Here is an 18753-nt window from a genome sequence, read left to right as displayed (position 1 = left end):
AAGCGTTTTGTGAAGGTCGCTTATCCATATCAGACCGAAGAAACAGCACAGCATTTACTCAGTGCGAAAGGAAAATCGAAGCACATCATTCCGACGCTTTCGGCAATCGGTTATGATGGCATTGAACTACTCGTGCGTGAGCCGAACATTGCCGACCTTGATGCAGTGTACAAGATAATTCAGGGGAACGATTTGCAAGTGGCGGCGCTGAGCACAGCCGATGGTTGCGGATGATGAGCTATCATTTACGGCAAGAGATCGCTTGAAACGAGAGGAAGCGATACGTAGAGTCATTCAGCTAATCGTTTGGGCAGAACGATTTGATACGGTCGTGACCATCGGTAAAGTGAGAGGACAGCTCTTAGAAGATGAATCATATTCATGGGAATTAATGAGAACGGCTTTTGATCAAGTGCTCATAGAAGCAGACAAAAGAAATGTACAGCTGGTGATCGAACCGCAAAATGAAACGCATATGAACAACTTAAATGGTACGTATGAAACGATCGATTACATCCACACATTTGCTCGTTCTTCTCTCGGCGTCATGTTGGATCTTGTACATGTCGAAGCCGAGCAGACGCGGGGAACGGTCGCTGAATGTTTCCGATTTGCAGAAGAGCACCTTCGGTTTGTTCACCTTTCAGATTCAAACCGGCTCGTTCCAGGCGAAGGTTCTTTTGATGTGCTGTCTGTTTTGAATACGTTGCAACTGATCGACTATTCCGGTTTTGTTAGTCTAGAAATTAAGCAGCAAGGTGACTCTCTCGGCACGGCGAAGCGGGCGATCGCATACTTGCGATCCATTCAATAAATCTATGCATTGAGGTGATGATCATGCAAAAGTCAATTCCTTGTTCCGTGTATCGTGGGGGCACGAGCCGCGGGGTGTTTTTTAAGAAAGAAGATTTACCTCGTAATGACGAACAGTGGCAGAATATTTTTTATCAAGCATTGGACACGAAGAACACAAATCAAATTAACGGGCTCGGCAGTGGTACGTCTCACACGAGTAAGGTAATGGTCGTTGGAACGAGTTTACGGGAGAATACACATATTGAATTTACATTTTATCAAATTGGCATTGGTCAATCTCTAGCTGACCCACTTGGCACGTGCGGGAATTTGATGGCAGCTGTCGGAGCATTTGCCGTTAATGAAAACATGTTGGACATCGACGCTGCACAAAATGAAGTGATCGTGCGGGCATACAATACGAACACCGATCGTCACGTACACATCACAGTACCGGTCATTAAAGGGAACGCGCAGGTGAGCGGGTCGTATCACATGCCTGGTGTCGTCGGAAAAGGTGCTGAATATCTAGTCAAATTGATTCGTCCAGGAGGAGGCAAGCTCGGTCAGACGTTGCCTTTAGGTGGCAAATGCGAAGAGGATCATTATGAAGTGACGCTTTCTGATATAGTAAATCCGTTTGTATTTCTAGATGCTACCGAATTTGGCTTGCGAGGGGACGAGTCTGTCGCTGAATTAGCGAACAACCATCAGCTTCTACGCACAATCGAGAGAATCCGCCAATTATATTCGGTCAGATCAGGCTTAACAAAAACAGTGGAGAAGGCGAAACAGTATCAATCAGTTCCGAAAGTTGCGCTGCTCGCGCCACCGATGGATTACGTAACGAATACCGGAGAACGAGTCAGTGCAGATCAAATGGATGTGACAGCTAGGATGGTATCTATGGGAACGGTTCATAAAACATTTGCCGGGAGCGGGTTGTATAATCTAGCAGGCACAGCGTTGCTAGAAGGAACATTGCCAAATCAAATCATAGGTAGCAAAAAAGGAAATACGACTCGTATTGGACACCCAGGAGGTGTTATTTCAGTCACTGCCGAAACAGACGGAAAAGAGGTACAAGCTGTGGCGATGAGTCGCACCGCAAGACTGATTATGCGCGGAGAACTCTTTTATACGGATCTTTATTAAGGATATTAATGGATAAGTATTATCTTTTTCAATTTTATCTATCGTATTGAAAAACGTACACTAAGTGTATGACTTCTTGCAATTAGGAGGAGATAACTTGAAGAGACTGAGAATTGGATTAATTCATGCGACAATGAATTCTGTTTCGCCTATTCTCGATGCGTTCACCTCGTATGGAGAAGACGTTGAACTCGTAAATTTTATGGATGAGGGTTTGATTTATGAACTGAACGAGACGAACGAAGTGACGACTCGGATGATCATGCGCTTGACGGACTTGGCAGGCAAGGCGGCAGAGAGCGATGTGGATGCGATTTTATTTACATGCTCTTCATTTACGCCTTATGTTTCTGACATTGCAGACTTAATGCCGGTTCCGGTCTTAAGTTCCGATCAGAGCATGTTGGAGCGGGCGGTATTAGAAAGCGACAACATTTATGTAATTGCAACGATTCGCGCTGCTGGTCCGACGACTGAACGAATCATACAACAGATCGCTCGGGAAAAAGGAAGGGATGTGACGGTGCATGTGCAAGTCGTGACAGAAGCGTTTGCTGCTTTGCAAGCAGGTGATGTGGATAGGCATGACCAGCACATCCGCGAAACCATTCAATCCGTTAGTGCTAGCAACACGGTCGTGTTGGCTCAATATTCAATGGCGCGCGCTGTGACCAACGAAACAACCCCTTATCCGAATGTGTTGACCGGGCCTAGCGTTAGCGTAGAAGCCATCATTAACCTCGCAAAAAGGGGGAGAAGCAAATGAATGCAAGTGAATTATTTTCGGTAAAAGATTGTGTCATTGTTATAACAGGCGCAAGCCAAGGGATCGGAAAAAGCTTAGCGGAGTTGTATGTTACAAATGGCGCCAAAGTAGCGCTCGTCGCGAGAAACCGATCGGCTTTAGAAGCCGTGAAAGAAGAACTAGGGAACGGTGAAAACGTAGCGATTTTTCCATTTGATGTGACCGAGACAGCTCAATTACCGAAGCTAGCGGAAGTCGTGTTCGAGCGGTTTGGCGCCATTGATGTATTAGTGAACAATGCAGGGACGAACATCACCAAACCTGCGATTGAGTTTACAGAAGCTGAATGGGACGCTGTATTGGACCTGAACCTAAAAAGCGCATTTTTCTTTAGCCAAGCCGTTTACCCCTATATGAAAAAACAAGGGGGAGGCAAAATCATTCATATGTCGTCACAAATGGCTGAAGTTGGCTATTATAAACGGTCCGCATACAGTTCGAGCAAAGGTGGAGTGAAGCAATTGACGAAAGCTCTTGCGATCGAATGGGCGGGCGACCACATCTTAGTGAATGCTGTCGGTCCAACCTTTATCGAGACGCCGCTCACCGCTACGATGATGGAGGACGACGCATTCAAAACTGATGTGCTAAGTAGAATTCCATTGGGGCGGCTTGCGAAGACAGAAGATCTATTTGGTGCAATGCTTTACTTAAGTTCTGGAGCTTCGAATATGGTAACCGGACAAACGCTTTACGTCGACGGTGGATGGACAAGCTGGTAAAAGGGAGAGATGAACATGAATGGGTATGCAGATTTTCAGTCGCCAAATCGGGTTCGTTTTGGTGTCGATAGTTTCTTAACGTTATCCGAAGAAGTTCAGTCGTTTGATGCCAAACGCGTAGTGATCGTCAGTGACAAAGGGATGGTGAATACAGGACTTGTGGACCGGACGAGTCGTTTGCTTGTGGACGAAGGCATTCACGTAGACCGTTTCACCGATATTGAAGGAGAACCTTCATTTCAGCTACTCGAATCGGCAGTGACGGAAGTTGAATCGTATCAACCTGACGTCGTCATTGGTCTGGGCGGGGGAAGCGCGATGGACACCGCAAAGACAATCGCGGCGCTGTTAGGTAAGGAAGAAAGATCCTCATACTTATCCGGTGAAGTGACGATCCCAAGTCGTATGGTGCCGTGTATTCTATTGCCAACTACTGCGGGAACAGGAGCAGAAGTGACGATGAACGCCATTTTTGGTGATACGAAACAAGGGGTCAAGCGGGGGCTCGTAAGCTCGGCACTTTTACCAGATGTTGCGATCGTTGATCCTGTACTCACACGCTCGTGTCCACCTAGAGTTACCGCGTCTTCTGGGGTAGACGCCTTTACACACGCCATCGAATCGTACGTCGCTGTCAGAGCGACGCCGTTTACAAACATGTACGCAGAAAAGGCAATGGAGCTGTTTCCTCTCCATATTCATCAAGCCGTACACAACGGGTCAAACCTAGAATCTCGAGTAGGGATGAGTATGGTCAGCCACATGGCAGGCATTTCTTTAGCCAATGCCGGTGTCGGTGCCGTTCATGCGCTCGCGTATCCACTCGGTGGAACGTATCATGTTGAACATGGGGTTGCCAATGCCTTGTTGCTCCCGTTCGTTCTGGAGGTGACGGGCAAGACGTGCACACCGCAAATGGTCTCTGTTGCATCAAAGCTGCAATTAGGAGACTATACCGAGACACCCGATCTCGCGTTGGACGCCATCATATATTATCTACTTCAACTGTTAGAAGACTTAGATTTGCCCTCATCCCTACAAGAGTTAGGTGTTGATGAACAATCTTTACCGCAGTTAGCAAAGGAAGCATCAAAAGTGACGAGACTACTATCAAACACCCCGTATACCTTAAATGAAAAGAAAATTCTAGCGATATATGAACGGGCGTATAACGGGAGAGGGTTGCGACGATGAACGAAGGGGAAATGCTCTATATAGACGGGGACTGGGAGCTGGAGAGCGCTATGAAACGTTATACTCTCCCTACGATCAAGAGGAGCTCGCGCGCATTCCACTCGCCACAAAAGCACAGGTGAAACGGGCCATTGATAGTGCCACCATGCGACACGTACGATGAAATCTTTGAGCGCGTTTGAACGTGCCGAACTGTTATCAAACGTAGCAGCTGGGTTCGAGAAGTATCGTGAAGAATGTGCGGGAATTCTCGTGAAAGAAAATGCAAAGCCGATCAAAGCGGCTCGTGGAGAAATAAACCGAACGATCGAGACGTATCGTTTTGCTGCAGAAGAGGCGAAGCGGATACATGGAGAAATGGTCCCGCTGGACGCTGCAGAAGGAGGCAAAAGTAGACTCGGATACACAAAGCACGAACCGCTAGGTGTTATTGCCGCTATTACACCTTTCAATTTTCCCTTTAATCTGACAGCCCACAAATTAGGACCGGCGTTTGCGGCAGGAAATACAGTCGTGTTAAAGCCTGCATCGCAAACCCCTCTTAGTGGCTTAATGACTGCGAGAATTTTTGAGGAAGCTGGGCTGCCTAAAGGTGCTTTACAAGTCATCACAGGCAAGGGCAGTGAGTTGGGGGACCTACTCGTCAAGGATGACCGAGTGCGTATGGTGACGTTTACAGGTAGTGTTTCTGTTGGGAAAGCGATTCGAGAAAAAGCAGGTCTTAAAAAAGTTACCTTAGAGTTAGGATCGAACTCGGGAGTCATTGTTGACACAGTCGAAGATCTTGATGCTGTTGTAGAACGCTGTGTTGAAGGAGCCTTTACGTATGCAGGACAAGTATGCATCTCTGTTCAGCGTATATTTGTTCAAGATCGTTTGTATCAATCGTTTCTGGATCGCCTTGTGGAGAAAACCGAATCGCTTCAAATCGGAGATCCCGCTCACGAAAATACAGACGTGTCTGCGCTCATTAGTCCTGGGGAATCCAAACGCTTGCAAGCGTGGGTGAACGAAGCCCATGAACAAGGAGCGACAATTGCATGTGGAGGAAACAAAAGAGGTGCAGTGATTGAGCCTACGATTATTACGAATGCAGATCGTACACTTTCTGTAAATGCAGGCGAAGCATTTGGCCCAGTTGTCACCGTGACGCCTTATGAAACCTTTGATCAAGCAATTGCCGGTGTTAACGATTCAGCGTATGGCTTACAAGCCGGGGTGTTCACAACCGAGATTGCAAAAGCGTTTAAGGCCGCCGATGAGTTAGAAGTAGGGGGTGTCATCATCAACGACATCCCAACGTTCCGAGTCGATAACATGCCGTATGGTGGAGTTAAAAACAGTGGCATCGGAAAAGAAGGCGTCAAATACTCCACAGAAGAAATGACAGAGATAAAGTTCATCTCTTTTAAACTTTAGCGATGAAACGTGCCCTTGGTCTTTTTTGAGATCAAGGGCTTTTGTGTATAATAGATCTAGTGAAGCCTTTTGAAGGCTGTTAGGTTCGGAATATATGAGTGCACATAGATGGGAGGGAGGTTCAGTATGAATTTACGAGATTGGGAGATTATTCATGCGTTGTATGAACGAAAAAATATTACAAGAGCGGCAAGAACACTGTTCATCTCTCAACCAGCTCTCACCGCAAGAGTGAAACAAATTGAAGAATACTTTGGATGTCAGATCATATTAAGAGAACGTAGAGGCATTCAATTCACACCGGAAGGTGAGTATTTGGCTAAGCAGGCGGTTAACGTTCTAAAACAGCAAGAACAAATCCGATCAGATGTGCTTAGTATGAAGGATAACTTAGGGGGCACACTTAAATTAGGGCATCCAACTTTTTTTCAAAATACAAGTTGCCGAAGATATTAAGAGATTTCAGAAAAATCTATCCGAATGTTGAATTTCAAGTCTTGTCTGGGTGGAGCGAAGAAATCTATAAAAAGATGACCGATCGAGACGTTCATGTAGGCTTTATTCGGGGAGACTATCCGTGGCGAGGAAGACGTGAAGTACTTTTCGAGGAAACTTTATGTGTCGCATCAACCCAACCCTTCGGCTGGAATGATTTGCACAAAATGACGCAAATCAACTACAAAACCGATCGTAAACTCATTGCACTCGTTGAAGATTGGTGGAATGAAAACTTCGACCATCCACCGAATGTAGGCTTGCGCGTTGATCAAGTCGATACGTGCAAAGAAATGATTATCAACGGGCTAGGATACGGCATCGTGCCGGACTTGATCGTAGACGACGATCCAAGCATCTACAAAAAAACATTAAAGAACCCAGATGGCGAGCTATCATCCGCAAAACATGGATGTATTATGACGAAGATTCCGTATCCGTAAACACGATCGGTGCATTCTTACGTTACATCCACAGCATCGATGTGAAACAATTGTAATCAGACCCATGCCTTGTTCAATAAAGGCATGGGTCTGATAATTCTGGTTTAACGCTTTTGATACGTCACCCAGGCCGGCTCGGAAGAAAACGGATAAGCTTCTAACACAGAGGTAAAATAAGGATCCGTCGTATCAACTTCAGCTTCAAGGTAACGAAATCCATGTTTCTTTGCGTATCCGATTTGCTGTTCGGTGAGTAAGAGAATCGATGGAATATCATCCAACGTTTGACTTCCGTGCCATCCGAGTTCAAGCGTCTTGCTTTTTTCTGTTTTGTGGAGCATTGCAAAGGCGATTATCTTTTCACCTTGTGTTAATAGGAAACTTCCTTCTAATAACGTATCTGTATTGAAGACGATGTGATCCCACTTATTTACATCGAACGTTGCTGGAGGATTGGCTTTGTGTGTTTGTTCGTATGTTGACTGAACGAGTTGCACAACGTTTCGCCTTAATAACTGGTCAGTTGAAATTTGTTTGAAAGTCATGATCTGATCCGTTTGAGTAACAAAATATTGAAAAGACGGTATCTCAAGCGTAGGTTCGTAAGTTTTACGTATCTCTTTAAACCCTACGCTGCGGTGGAAAGACTTAAGATAATCGTTTGCTTCCCAAAACGACGTCTGCAACGGATGTTCAACGGTTGCATAAGATTCCACTCGCTTTAGAAGTTTACCCTCAACATCGTAATGACGAAACTGAGGTCTATAGCCGTAGAAACATAAGTAGTATACGGATGGAATGGATTCTTCCAAGCAGTTGTTAAACCCATCCGTTTCTCATCATAAGTGGCTTCGAATGCACACAAGCGATGGCGGCTTTCGAAGCCGCGCAAGAAAAATATTTTCGAAGTGGGGTCATCTTTAAAACATAACGACAAAAAATGTGTGAGGTCTTCCGTTTCAATAAAATCGACAGTGTTGATCGTCAACTGTTTCTTCAACAGATCACCCCTTTCTTTTTTCGTTTTGCTTAGATGATTTTGGTATGTAACTTGTCTCCGTGAGAACATTGGACATTCGTGTATGGATTCCAATATATTGATTATAGTGCATAAAAATGATACGCTGTGATTAGAATAAGGAATACCCAGTCAGTGCGGATACACTGAACTGGGCATGTGTAGAACATTTTTTCAAGGATGATGTTCACTCGAAGTGAAGTAACCACCCTCTTGGACTCGGAGTGGTTACTTCTTTTTGTTGTTTGCATTAGCATCTTTTGTTATCAGATACACTAATGTTGCAACACCGAGACAAACCATGATTGCCTCATAAGAAGATAAAATAGTATCACCCCCAACCTGCCAATTGACACGTCATTCGCATGCCACGACTGTTGGTAAGGTGAACACCACCCCTGAGTATTCTGTTCTACTATAGAATAGTATAACATTATTAATCTGTGTTTTTTGGGAAATCTAAATCCTGTTAACATTATGGATTGTAATCGATTTATTATGCTGTGGTCACGATCATTGATAGACTTGTACGCTTACCCATTTTTCCCTTCCTGAATCGCATCCTTTAAGGCATACAAATGATTAGAAATCAAAATCGTACTCGCAACGAGTGCGCACAAGAGAGCGAGCACAAAGTAAGCAATGGTGTGCGTGCCGTTAATGATGTAATTATACGCATCTCCACCGACATACGCATTCATAGGAACATCTGATACGTCAGCACTTACATACACGAAACGCTTATAGATCCCGACAAGAATAAACGCATTGCCGCAAAATAAAAACCCTTTACCTTCCCATCCCATTCAGGATATTTCTTTTCTTCTTGCGACCCTGGCTCCTCTTGTTGTTCAGTATTCACATGTTCTTGCATCCCTGTTTTCTCCTCTTTAGTGAAAATATTTTAAGCATATTATACCATGACTAAAGTTGAGTTTTGTTAGATATTCAGGAAGAAAGCAGTCGAACAAACACATTCAGATGCTAATGTTGTTGGTGGTGACCCTGCAGATCACAAAAGTAACGAGCTTTCCGCGTCGAGTGTTTCACCTACATGGTAGCCTCACACCCATTGCCATGGCTACCGGCATGCAGCAGGTATTGCGGCATCGGTGGCCCTTGATGAAAATCAATCCCCGAGTGATATAGCAATAGAGGTGCTGCAGGATAAGCTCAGGGAAGGTGGGGCGGTTATCAATTAATGAGAAGAAAACGGATTGCTCCATCGATCCGTTTTCTTTTTTTTGTAGTAACGGTTGACCCCTTTAATCGATATAAGTTGAACTTTAGTTTTTCCTGCTTTGCGCTGTTGGGTTGGAGGGGTAGCGTGAGCTGGGTGCCATTTTGCGCCCAAGTTTGCCTATGTTAACGATATTGGCGCTCATTCCGCTAAACATGCGCCCAAGTTTGCACCAACTGGAGCGCAGATTCAATATTGAGAAGCGAGCAAGCTGTCGGCGGGGGGATGTACACATGAACTTGTAATCTGTTACCTAGTTCATGTGAATATAATACCGCTTTTCCTGCGATTTTCCCTAACTTGAGCACAGGTTCCACTTTACGAAGCTTGTCACTGGTTCTTGAAGAAGTTCTTTAGTTCAACTTATCTAATTTAAGAATTAGTTAAGAAATTGTTTAGAGAAATGCAATTTTTCATCGCTATCCTTTCATGTAGAGGGGGTACGTCAATGAAGAATCTATTGGAATATGTATCAAACGTTATGATGAAATGGAATTGGGTGATTATAGGTTTCTGGATCGTAACATTAATTTTCGGAATTTTTTATTCAAGTGAATTGCAAGATCGACTTACGGGTGGTGGGTGGTCCGTGCCAGGATCTGATTCAGAAGAAGCCTATCATTACGTGACCGAATCGTTTGAGACGAGAGACGCATCATCGTTAACGATTTCAATTCACCATGACGATTGGGTGGTAGAAGATGATACGTATCGCCAAGTGTTGGAGCAGACGACTACGGCTTTATTAGAGGAACCGATTGTCGAGCAGGTGTATACTTGGAATCACCTTGAAGAAGGCGTTCGGGAGTCGTTTGTTGCGGAGAATGGTCATACAAGTATCGGTATTGTAGAGTTAAATATTGACGAAGGTTTTGCTCAAAAATACGTGCCACATATTCAAGAACGTCTTACTGCAATCATTGATGAAGAAGGATTTGACGTGGCATTAGTTGGTACTCCAGCATTTTGGGGTGAGATGAACGAACTTAGTCAAGAAGGGTTGGAGAATGCACATTTGTATGCATTACCAATCATCTTGATGATCTTAATTGTGGTGTTCCGGTCTGCCGTTTCAGCCATGATACCATTGTTTTTATCTTCGATCTCAATTGTTGGAACGTTAACAGTGCTTACGTTCATATCGTTGAACATGGAGATGTCTGTTTTTGTTCTTGATGCAGCTCTTATGCTTGGTATTGGGGTAGGAATTGATTTTACACTCATCTTTTTAAAGAGATTTCAAGAAGAGCTTCAAACATCAGGGGAAAAGCTCCATGAAGCCATTAATCAAACGATGAGAGATTCGGGAAGCTCAATTGTATATTCAGGATTAACAATCATCGGGACAATGGCGGCTTTATTGTTTGTAGAAATTGCGGCAGTCCGGTCCATTGCCATTGGAATTATTGTTGTTGTTACATTGCTTCTTCTCGTTGGATTAACGTTATTACCCGCGTTACTGTCGCTGTTAGGTAAAAGGGTATTTGCCTTAGCTATTTTTCCTTCAAAGCGAACGAAGAGAAAATCATTTTCTATCGTAAGACAAGTAATGAAACGCCCAGTTGTTTATCTGATCTCCGCGACGATTGTTTTGCTTGTGCTGTCGATTCCCGCTTTAGACCTTAAAGTGGCGACGCCTGATGCACAGTTACTTCCTGAAAACTCGGATGTTCGAAAAGGGATTGTCAACATAGATCATAGCTTTGGTGAAGGGTACACTTCCCCCATTCATGTCGTTATGGAAGTCCCTAAAGAAACGGTGAGAAGCTCAGAAAACCTGGAATATATTAAACAGACAGAACAGTGGCTGTCGAACGTTGAGCATGTGGAAAGTGTTCAATCCATATTTTCGTTGTTTAGCGTGGATGACAATGAAGTGCTCATTCAGACATTAGAAGAGACATCTGAATTGCTCACATCGGATCAGCAGTTGATGCTGGATCGTTATCTTTCAGTAGATCAAACGGTTGTCGTCTTCGATGTGATATCGAAATATTCAGCTTCTAGTAAAGAAACGAGAGAAATTGTCGATGGTATTCGAGAGGAATTTGTCAGTCAGTCGAGCGAGTGGAATGTATATGTAGGGGGAGAAACGGCAGAGGGCATGGATACTAGTGCATCGCTAAATGATCGTTTAGTTCCAGTTTTGTGCTTAACATTAGCCTTTTTGTTTATTATCCTAACGGTAACATTTCAAAGTCTTGTCATTCCAATCAAGGCCATTGCTATGAATCTGTTATCACTAGGGGCCACCTACGGAATTTTAGTGATGGTTTTTCAATGGGGTTGGGGTTCTAATTTGTTCGGAATTGAAGATTTTAGTTATATTCAAAATTTTGTTCCGATCTTATTGTTAGGTTTATTGTTTAGTCTGAGTACTGATTACGAGGTGTTTTTGTTAAGTCGCGTCCAAGAAGCTTACCACTCAGGAAAGTCAAATCGAGACAGTGTTGAGATAGGCATTATGAAATCGGCGCCAATAATAAGTGGCGCAGCCGTAATCATGATCGCTGTCTTTGGATCTTTTGCTTTTGCCGGGGTACTGCCTATGCAACAGCTCGGGTTAGGGATGGCGGTTGCCATTCTCATTGATGCAACACTCATTCGATTATTAATCGTTCCAGCGACGATGACTTGGCTAGGCAAATGGAATTGGTGGTTCCCTTTTAAACGACGGTGATTATCTCATTGAGAAGAGGAATAAAACAGTGTCAATTCGAATGAAATTAATACTCTCTTATCTAATCATTACCATTCTGCCGATAATGCTTTTTGTAGGCTTCCTGCATTTGGTTTTTCATATTTTCTTTGACCAGCTGGAAGAAGTAAAATCATTCTACAACTTTAATGATAATGAGGCAGTCGAAGAATTCATTTTTCAAGATATTGTCGTTATTGCTGAAGGATTGCAAGTCATGAAGGAGCTTGATGAACAACAAGTACTTCGTTATATGGATCATGCTCAAGAGCGGCTTGCCCAACGTCAAATTGGAATTTTTATTGAGAGTAATGACGGTTTTCATGCCTCTACGATCATGAATCACGATCTTCAAAGTCATTTGTTGCATGAGTCGTTTCAATCAGAGAATCTCTCTAACGGCTACTACGAAGGGGAAGAGCAAGCCTGGATTTTTCTGGCTTCACAGGAAGAGAATCTCTCAATTACGTTAGCACTAAACATCACCCCAGTACAAAACTTATTTAAATCGATTTTGCCGACAATCATTATGGGGAGCATTGGATTGTTTCTTCTAATTAGTATTACCTTGACAATCTTTATGTCACGACACTTTAGTGTACCTTTGAAAACGCTAGCTCAATCCGCAAAGAACATTGAAAGTGGAAATTATAATCACCCTATAACATTACATCGTAAAGATGAAATTGGTCAGCTCGGTACTTCCTTTGAAAAAATGAGGCATTCTCTAAAACGATCGATGCATGAGCAAATGAAGTATGAACAAAATCGCAAAGAATTATTAAGCAACCTGTCACACGATTTGAAAACGCCTATAACGTCTATAATGGGTCACGCTCAAGGAATGTTAGACGGCGTCATGGTAACGAAAGATCGACAAGAAGATTATGCGCGAGTAATCTATAACAAATCTAAACACCTCAATCACCTTATAGATGAGTTGTCTCTCTATTCCCAGCTAGAGTTAGAACAAGTTCCGTTTCAGTTTGAGAAGGTTCATGTGAATCACTACATCCAAGATATTTTTGAAGGCTTTAAGTTGGAGTATGAAGAGATAACTTGGACGTTGTTAAATGAATGTTCGCATGGAGATGTGCAGATATGGGCGGATCGCATGCAACTTTTTAGAGTGTTTGAAAACCTCCTGAATAACAGTATAAAATATATGGACAAAACGGATCAGACAATCCACATTCACATTAAGAAAATTGAGAATGAGGTACAGATTGATATTGAAGATAATGGACGGGGGATGACAGAGTACGAAGTTACAAAAGCATTTGATCGGTTGTACCGAGCAGACTCTTCGAGAGATCAGCAGACAGGTGGAAGTGGTATTGGTTTAGCAATTGTTCGGCAAATTGTTAATGCGCATAATGGAAAGATAACCATGAATAGTAGGAAAGGTGAAGGTACTAGAGTGCAGTTTTGCATTCCATCTGTGAAGTGAGGGGAAGCTGTGAAAGAAATACTCGTAATTGAAGATGACAAAAGCATTGCAAATCTTGAGAGAGACTATTTGGAATTTCATCAATACAAAGTAACGGTGGTACATTCAGGCTCTGAAGGTCTCTCGCTTGCTCTTTCAAGTACATTCAACCTAATTATTCTAGATGTAATGCTACCAGATATGGATGGTTTTACAATTTGTGAACGGATACGAGAAACAAAAGATACACCCATTCTCATGGTGACCGCTAAAAAGGAAGACATCGATGTAATTAAAGGACTTGGGCTAGGTGCAGATGATTATCTTCTGAAACCCTTTAACCCTAATCACCTTATTGCACGTGTGAACGCACATATTAACCGCTATGAACGACTGACAAATCATCAAGCTGTTCCGTCAGAAATTTATCAATTCGGACGTTTAGTCGTTAATTGTCAAGCAAGACGTGTATATGTAGATGATGTTAGTGTTGAGCTGCGAGCCAAAGAATACGCACTTTTATTACTTTTCGTGCATCACCCTGGGCAAGTATTCTCAAAAGATCATTTGTACGAACGCATATGGGGGTCTGAAGCTTTTGGTGACGTTTCAACAGTAACCGTCCACATCAAGAAGTTAAGAGATAAATTAATGGTAAATGATCAACCTTTCACAAAAATTGAAACCATATGGGGGGTTGGGTATCGGTTTAATAATGATAAATAAATGCCATTCTCGTCTTTAATTCGTGGATCACTGGGAGCAAGTTGCAATTAACGTAACATCTTCCCTTTTTGAACACAGCTTTATGTAAGTTCTTGATCAAATAAAAAAGCGTGCCATCGTAAGCACGCTTTTTCACTTATAGAGGCAACTCTCGATTTCGAATCGAGACGTCAACCTCGCCATGACAATAGTCGATGAACTCCGATACGCTTGCAACAAGCCGGTCATGATAGACCTTGCCGTTTTCTTTCGTAGAAACAGTAGGGTCGCCAACGACACCAATCCCTTTCGCCGTTTCCCGGTACGTATGAATGTCACTCGGCACAAACACTTTATCCGTCTCCACGAATGGATCGTGATTCAGGTAACGGTGAGATTGATGAATGTTTTTTGATGCCGCTTCTGGGTCGCACAGCTCAGGATGTAAATAGTACATGTGCGACGTTTCCATTTCAGCAGCATGGCCCACACCTCCTGGCTCCGATTGACGGATTTCTACGGCAATTTCTTTCGCAATATAAAAGGGGTCAATGACTGAAATGTATGCCCCTGTATGATTTCTCACTTTCGTGGCTGCCGTTTTAATCGGTGGTAAATTTGCCTCACGGTGACCGTTAATAATATGGATCCGTTTAAAGCCATGATAGATTAGGCTATTGGCGATATCGGTTAACAGCGCAGTAAGTGTTTCCGGGCGCAGTGTAATCGTTCCCGGAAATGCCATATGATGCGGTGCCCACCCGACCCAGACAGGTGGGGCAATGAGTGTGCCTGTTTTTTCAGCGACACTCTCTGCAACCGCAATTGAAACGTATGAATCAGTGCCCATTGGAAGGTGATGTGCATGTTGTTCCACACTCCCGACAGGAATAATGATGTCTTGTCGCTCCGTTAAATAATTCTCGACGTCTTTCCATTTTTGATCTTGAAGCCATTTAGATGTGCTCATGTTTTTCTTCCTCCTCGGAATCATGGAATTGCCATCTCTTTTTTGAATACAAGTAGTACCACAGTACAATGAGTACAACCCAAGAAATGCCGATTAATAGTGGGATGGTGTCAACATAAAACAAAATGCCGATTGCGCCCACCGTAGCGACAATGGCTAGCACGGGTATGTTTTTAATGTTGAGTGGAAAACGGAATTGTCGCTGGAGCTCGGGCTGTCGAATGCGAACAACGATAACGAGCACGTTAATGAGTGCCATCATGAGCCAATTCGCAAATACCGCCGCACCTACGGCAATCCCAATCGCTGCTGAAAAGCCGAATACACTTAATAGTGTCGTGAGTAACGCCAGAATTCCTGTAAACAAGATCGCGTTTGCCGGAAGTTGCGTTTTTTGATTCACGCGCCCAAAAACTTTTGGCACAGCATTCTCTCTTGCAGCAGCGAACAACATCCGCGAAGAGCCAAGAATACAGCCGATCGTCGATGTGCCGGTAGCCGTTAATGCTGCAATTGTAATGAGAATCGTTCCGCCAATCGGGAGAACATTCTCAATGGCAAACGATAGCGGTGCACTAGACGCTGCTAAATCAGCGGGGTCTGCCACTGCCACCGCCCCGTAGCCGGTAATCGTATAAAGATTACAACCGTTACTAGCGCTGAGATTTGGGCAAGCGGCAAGTTCCTTCGCGGATTTTTAGCTTCTTCCCCGAGCGTTAACACGGCTTCCACTTGCATCTGCCAAACGCAATAAGTGCCGCTGCCGCAAAGATGCCTGACCAGCCATTCGGCATGAATTCAGGATAAGTGAATGGTCCGAACGGCATATGTGCAATGGCAATAATGGCAATGGCAAACAAGGCAACTACTTGTACGAGTGAGAAAAATGTATTAATCTTCCCCGCCACTTTCATTCCGATTAGAAGCAAAATCGTAATTAGAATAGAAACAATCGGTGCTACAACGATGGGTGATAAATTAGGAAGAGATAAGTAAAATACCCAGCAAAACTTAAGTTAACCGCACCAGCAGCGAAAGCGAAAGATAAAAAGTATAATCCAGCGCACATGAGCGCGGTGAGTTGCGACAAATCCTTAGAAATCGGACGTAATGCATATTTTGCGTACGCATACGAAGCCCCCTCATACGGCCAAATGGAAGCCAACTCCGCATAGCTCATACTCGAAAGAAGCGCAATTCCTCCGGCTACTAGAAACGCGACAAACAGTGCTGGTCCCGCCTCTGCCACTGCCGGACCAATGACTGTGAAGATCCCCCGCCGATCAGCGCCCCAATCCCGATGCTCCATAAATCCACAAATCCTAAACTGCGTGCTAATTTTGGTTGTGACGCACTTGCAGCCAATAACTTCACCTCGCTATTTTTGTTTACTAGTATACTGAATTATCAATCAGTAAAGCAATCAAAAATATAGAATTTTCATACTTTATGTAGAGTGAATAGTTAGTTAATTGAGATTATACCGCAACATTTTAGACCGAATTTTTGTTATTTGAAGAAATTGGTATTCAATATATAAAAATAATAAATGCTCAATATCCAGCCTGCAAGAACACAAACAAGCGCCCGCCCATACAATGATCGAATAAAATGAGTGAGGTGGTAACATGTACAATCAACAACGAATCATATCCATTCCATTTCCGCTCCCTGGACTCCCCGGAGGGGGAGGTCCACCCGGTGGAGGATGGCAACCAGGTCCGCCGCCTGGTGGAGGAGGCCCACCAGGAGGATGGCAGCCAGGTCCGCCACCCGGTGGAGGAGGTCCACCAGGAGGATGGCAGCCAGGTCCATCGCCCGGTGGAAGTGGGCAGCCTCCGAGTGGACCACCGCCTTCTTTTGTTCCTACACAAGCACAAGCCACGCCATTTGCGATTGATTCTGGTGCCATCTCGTTTTGCCAGTTTCGCTTCACCTATTTATGGCTACGGAATGGTCAAAACTTCTGGTACTATCCGATCTTTATCGGCAGGCGATCGGTTGCAGGGTTCAGATGGACGGGGCGTTCGTGGGTGTTCTTCGGCGTAGATACGAATCAAATCACATCGTTCACGTGTCAATAAGCGATAGGGCAGGAACGATCTTGTTTTATAAGAGAAGTGACTGAAAAAATTAAATAAGCGACTCCTCAACGCATAGTTAAGACTGCTAATTTTTTGATCTTATGGGATAGTGCGTAACTATATAGAATGAACTTAACATCTTCTTCATTGCACTATTGATGATTTCCACTGCATGCGGATACTTGTAGTCTAAACTATAAGGGCATCACTGGTGACAAAAAGACGCTCACCGCCCCTACCAAAAACCCTACGACTGTCGGCATGAACCATGCCGAGGAAAGAGCGGTTTTTCTTCGGCACTGGAGGTGCGACAGTAGTTGATTATTGAGATTATTTAGGAGAATCGTGATCTAGATCAAGGGTAAAACGATCTAGATCGCCTAAATCGCTCCCAGTAACTGGTAAAACAGGTGATCTAGATCAAAAACAGGGTGATCTAGATCATTTTTTCGCCATATGGCAAAGGTCGTGGCATGATTCTTGGCTGTTTTTACATAATTTAGGAGAAAGGTGATCTAGATCACCCACCGCCCCTACCAAAAACCCTTTTACCTAAATGGGCAGTGAAGAAGGATGAAAACCAATCAAGAAGAATTGCAAGTGGCTGAAGCAAGAATTCGGAGAAAAGTCGTTGGATGTATGAGCGCTATTAAACCATTCGACTCTATTTGGAGGGAACATCTGTCAACGAAATCTCAACCCTTTTAAAACGGCATGTAAAGACGATCAACTCCTATATCCAAACCTATGAGGACGAGGGAATGGCGGCTTGGCGATGTAACCTCTGCCGGGAAAACCAACAAGGTTAACGACGGAACAGCAAGCCCAGCTGAAACAAACGATCATCGAGTTTCAACCTCATAGCCCTCAACTTAATGTGGTTGAGGTCTTTAGAAATGGTTAAAAGCGCAACATGTCATCACCGGAGGTGCCGAAGTTAAAATGAACGGTTTACCGCAAGACGACAAGTAGAAAAAACTAACCATGTTTTGGTCGGAGAGTGGGGTAGATTGCCCGTAGGTTAACCTGTGCAATGGAGGGAGGAGCGAAGTGCACGTTTCCTATATCAGACGCACACTCTGAAAAACTGTACACACTCCGGACAACCCCACCGCTTCTATGCTTGAACTGTTCGGTATCCCCCTTCATAAAAGGCGAGCGGGTTACCATTTTCGATACGCAGGTTCGTGACGTTCCCAATGAACAGCGTGTGGTCGCCTTCAACATAGGTGTTGTGCACGTTACATACTAAGGAGACGAGGCTTTGCTGGATGACGGGTTCGCCTTCAAAGCGATCAAAGGTGAATGGCTCCTCTGATGGGATCTGCCCGGCAAAGCGCATGCTCATCTGCTTTTGTTCTTGTCGCAACACGTTGACGGTGAATTTCTGTGACGCTTCAATGATTGGTAGCATTCGGGCGCGCTCGTCAACAGAGATTAGAATGAGTTTAGGGTCGAGCGACACACTCATGAAGGCATTGGCGGTCATGCCGTGGGGCTTGCCGTCTTGCTCGGCGACAATGACGGTGACTCCGGTTGCGAATTTGCTCATGGCCGTTCTGAACAGCTGATCATCCACGG

At 44.1% G+C, this 18753-nt stretch carries 20 protein-coding genes and 2 pseudogenes; 15 read left to right on the top strand and 7 right to left on the bottom strand.

The genetic code is table 11. The features are described from left to right. The first annotated feature begins 9 nt into the window (after positions 1-9). From JCM19037_RS09810 to JCM19037_RS22620, 9 genes and pseudogenes are all read left to right on the top strand, one after another. Positions 10-234: a hypothetical protein gene (locus JCM19037_RS09810; protein ID WP_042400477.1), complete on the top strand. Its 225-nt coding sequence runs from the start codon at positions 10-12 to the stop codon at positions 232-234. Beyond that, positions 221-814: a sugar phosphate isomerase/epimerase family protein gene (locus JCM19037_RS09805; protein WP_042400473.1), complete on the top strand. Its 594-nt coding sequence runs from the start codon at positions 221-223 to the stop codon at positions 812-814. The genes JCM19037_RS09810 and JCM19037_RS09805 overlap by 14 nt, the downstream gene beginning before the upstream one ends. Before the next feature lie 23 nt (positions 815-837). Then, positions 838-1950 (top strand): PrpF domain-containing protein, encoded by a 1113-nt coding sequence (locus tag JCM19037_RS09800; protein WP_052363757.1) that lies wholly within the window; start codon positions 838-840, stop codon positions 1948-1950. A 97-nt stretch (positions 1951-2047) separates the two neighbouring features. Then, positions 2048-2716 carry an aspartate/glutamate racemase family protein gene (locus JCM19037_RS09795; RefSeq protein ID WP_152549018.1) on the top strand — a complete coding sequence of 223 codons (669 nt, stop codon included), beginning with the start codon at positions 2048-2050 and terminating at the stop codon, positions 2714-2716. Continuing rightward, positions 2713-3477, top strand: a complete 765-nt coding sequence (locus JCM19037_RS09790) for an SDR family NAD(P)-dependent oxidoreductase (RefSeq protein WP_042400470.1) — start codon at positions 2713-2715, stop codon at positions 3475-3477. Before JCM19037_RS09795 ends, JCM19037_RS09790 begins: the two co-directional genes overlap by 4 nt. Positions 3478-3492: 15 nt before the next feature. Continuing rightward, positions 3493-4671 (top strand): iron-containing alcohol dehydrogenase, encoded by a 1179-nt coding sequence (locus JCM19037_RS09785; RefSeq protein WP_238544647.1) that lies wholly within the window; start codon positions 3493-3495, stop codon positions 4669-4671. Next, a pseudogene (locus tag JCM19037_RS09780) lies at positions 4668-6090 on the top strand (aldehyde dehydrogenase family protein). Before JCM19037_RS09785 ends, JCM19037_RS09780 begins: the two are co-directional and overlap by 4 nt. A gap of 126 nt (positions 6091-6216) precedes the next feature. Further along, positions 6217-6546 carry a LysR family transcriptional regulator gene (locus JCM19037_RS22625; RefSeq protein WP_052363756.1) on the top strand — a complete coding sequence of 110 codons (330 nt, stop codon included), beginning with the start codon at positions 6217-6219 and terminating at the stop codon, positions 6544-6546. Then, the gene (locus JCM19037_RS22620) at positions 6531-7028 is read left to right on the top strand and encodes a substrate-binding domain-containing protein (protein WP_193744722.1); all 498 of its coding nucleotides are present in this window, start codon (positions 6531-6533) and stop codon (positions 7026-7028) included. Before JCM19037_RS22625 ends, JCM19037_RS22620 begins: the two co-directional genes overlap by 16 nt. Before the next feature lie 104 nt (positions 7029-7132). On the opposite strand, the gene JCM19037_RS09770 is transcribed toward JCM19037_RS22620, so the two are convergent. Together JCM19037_RS09770 and JCM19037_RS09760 are read right to left on the bottom strand one after the other, a co-directional pair. After that, positions 7133-7573, bottom strand: a complete 441-nt coding sequence (locus JCM19037_RS09770) for a hypothetical protein (protein WP_193744721.1) — start codon at positions 7571-7573, stop codon at positions 7133-7135. A 1006-nt stretch (positions 7574-8579) separates the two neighbouring features. Beyond that, the gene (locus JCM19037_RS09760) at positions 8580-8852 is read right to left on the bottom strand and encodes a hypothetical protein (RefSeq protein ID WP_042400460.1); all 273 of its coding nucleotides are present in this window, start codon (positions 8850-8852) and stop codon (positions 8580-8582) included. 6 nt (positions 8853-8858) lie between these two features. On the opposite strand from JCM19037_RS09760, the pseudogene JCM19037_RS30020 reads away from it, so the two are divergent. The 4 genes and pseudogenes from JCM19037_RS30020 to JCM19037_RS09745 form a co-directional block, all read left to right on the top strand. Beyond that, a pseudogene (locus JCM19037_RS30020) lies at positions 8859-8954 on the top strand (hypothetical protein); the annotation flags it as partial. Between the two features lie 780 nt (positions 8955-9734). Continuing rightward, positions 9735-11966: an MMPL family transporter gene (locus tag JCM19037_RS09755; RefSeq protein WP_042400457.1), complete on the top strand. Its 2232-nt coding sequence runs from the start codon at positions 9735-9737 to the stop codon at positions 11964-11966. Positions 11967-11994: 28 nt separating this feature from the next. Beyond that, complete coding sequence (locus JCM19037_RS09750; protein WP_042400454.1) at positions 11995-13434, top strand: cell wall metabolism sensor histidine kinase WalK; 1440 nt, start codon at positions 11995-11997, stop codon at positions 13432-13434. A 9-nt stretch (positions 13435-13443) separates the two neighbouring features. Then, complete coding sequence (locus JCM19037_RS09745) at positions 13444-14139, top strand: response regulator transcription factor (protein WP_042400451.1); 696 nt, start codon at positions 13444-13446, stop codon at positions 14137-14139. Positions 14140-14275: 136 nt separating this feature from the next. Here the strand turns inward: JCM19037_RS09745 and JCM19037_RS09740 are convergent, their stop codons facing one another. The 4 genes from JCM19037_RS09740 to JCM19037_RS09725 all read right to left on the bottom strand — a co-directional run bounded on the left by JCM19037_RS09740 (position 14276) and on the right by JCM19037_RS09725 (position 16397). Beyond that, positions 14276-15088: a creatininase family protein gene (locus tag JCM19037_RS09740; protein ID WP_042400448.1), complete on the bottom strand. Its 813-nt coding sequence runs from the start codon at positions 15086-15088 to the stop codon at positions 14276-14278. Then, positions 15075-15719, bottom strand: a complete 645-nt coding sequence (locus tag JCM19037_RS09735) for an APC family permease (RefSeq protein WP_081829199.1) — start codon at positions 15717-15719, stop codon at positions 15075-15077. Before JCM19037_RS09735 ends, JCM19037_RS09740 begins: the two co-directional genes overlap by 14 nt. A gap of 85 nt (positions 15720-15804) precedes the next feature. Next, a complete protein-coding gene (locus JCM19037_RS09730) occupies positions 15805-16017 on the bottom strand; it encodes a hypothetical protein (RefSeq protein ID WP_152549016.1) in 213 nt (70 codons plus the stop codon). A 29-nt stretch (positions 16018-16046) separates the two neighbouring features. After that, entirely contained in the window at positions 16047-16397 is a 351-nt protein-coding gene (locus JCM19037_RS09725; RefSeq protein WP_042400439.1) for an amino acid permease, read from the bottom strand. 319 nt (positions 16398-16716) lie between these two features. Here JCM19037_RS09725 and JCM19037_RS25715 point away from each other — a divergent pair, with 319 nt between their 5' ends. Both JCM19037_RS25715 and JCM19037_RS30015 read left to right on the top strand, forming a co-directional pair. Beyond that, a complete protein-coding gene (locus tag JCM19037_RS25715) occupies positions 16717-17172 on the top strand; it encodes a hypothetical protein (RefSeq protein WP_042400435.1) in 456 nt (151 codons plus the stop codon). A gap of 668 nt (positions 17173-17840) precedes the next feature. Further along, positions 17841-17981, top strand: a complete 141-nt coding sequence (locus tag JCM19037_RS30015) for a hypothetical protein (RefSeq protein ID WP_193744719.1) — start codon at positions 17841-17843, stop codon at positions 17979-17981. A 308-nt stretch (positions 17982-18289) separates the two neighbouring features. On the opposite strand, the gene JCM19037_RS09715 is transcribed toward JCM19037_RS30015, so the two are convergent. Continuing rightward, positions 18290-18751 (bottom strand): flavin reductase family protein, encoded by a 462-nt coding sequence (locus JCM19037_RS09715; RefSeq protein ID WP_042400433.1) that lies wholly within the window; start codon positions 18749-18751, stop codon positions 18290-18292. Positions 18752-18753 lie beyond the last annotated feature (2 nt).

This window comes from Geomicrobium sp. JCM 19037 (assembly GCF_000698105.1).
GTDB lineage: Bacteria > Bacillota > Bacilli > Bacillales > Marinococcaceae > Geomicrobium_A.
This window is presented reverse-complemented; position numbering and strand designations above follow the sequence as displayed.

What these genes read in the sequence shown, in the direction of transcription:
- JCM19037_RS25715 (WP_042400435.1), top strand. Translation starts at nt 16,717, where the DNA reads ATGTACAATCAACAACGAATCATATCCATTCCATTTCCGCTCCCTGGA.
- JCM19037_RS09805 (WP_042400473.1), top strand. Translation starts at nt 221, where the DNA reads ATGGTTGCGGATGATGAGCTATCATTTACGGCAAGAGATCGCTTGAAA.
- JCM19037_RS09755 (WP_042400457.1), top strand. Translation starts at nt 9,735, where the DNA reads ATGAAGAATCTATTGGAATATGTATCAAACGTTATGATGAAATGGAAT.
- JCM19037_RS09770 (WP_193744721.1), bottom strand. Translation starts at nt 7,573, where the DNA reads ATGACTTTCAAACAAATTTCAACTGACCAGTTATTAAGGCGAAACGTT.
- JCM19037_RS09740 (WP_042400448.1), bottom strand. Translation starts at nt 15,088, where the DNA reads ATGAGCACATCTAAATGGCTTCAAGATCAAAAATGGAAAGACGTCGAG.
- JCM19037_RS09785 (WP_238544647.1), top strand. Translation starts at nt 3,493, where the DNA reads ATGAATGGGTATGCAGATTTTCAGTCGCCAAATCGGGTTCGTTTTGGT.
- JCM19037_RS09725 (WP_042400439.1), bottom strand. Translation starts at nt 16,397, where the DNA reads ATGGAGCATCGGGATTGGGGCGCTGATCGGCGGGGGATCTTCACAGTC.
- JCM19037_RS22625 (WP_052363756.1), top strand. Translation starts at nt 6,217, where the DNA reads ATGAATTTACGAGATTGGGAGATTATTCATGCGTTGTATGAACGAAAA.
- JCM19037_RS09790 (WP_042400470.1), top strand. Translation starts at nt 2,713, where the DNA reads ATGAATGCAAGTGAATTATTTTCGGTAAAAGATTGTGTCATTGTTATA.
- JCM19037_RS09760 (WP_042400460.1), bottom strand. Translation starts at nt 8,852, where the DNA reads ATGGGATGGGAAGGTAAAGGGTTTTTATTTTGCGGCAATGCGTTTATT.
- JCM19037_RS09800 (WP_052363757.1), top strand. Translation starts at nt 838, where the DNA reads ATGCAAAAGTCAATTCCTTGTTCCGTGTATCGTGGGGGCACGAGCCGC.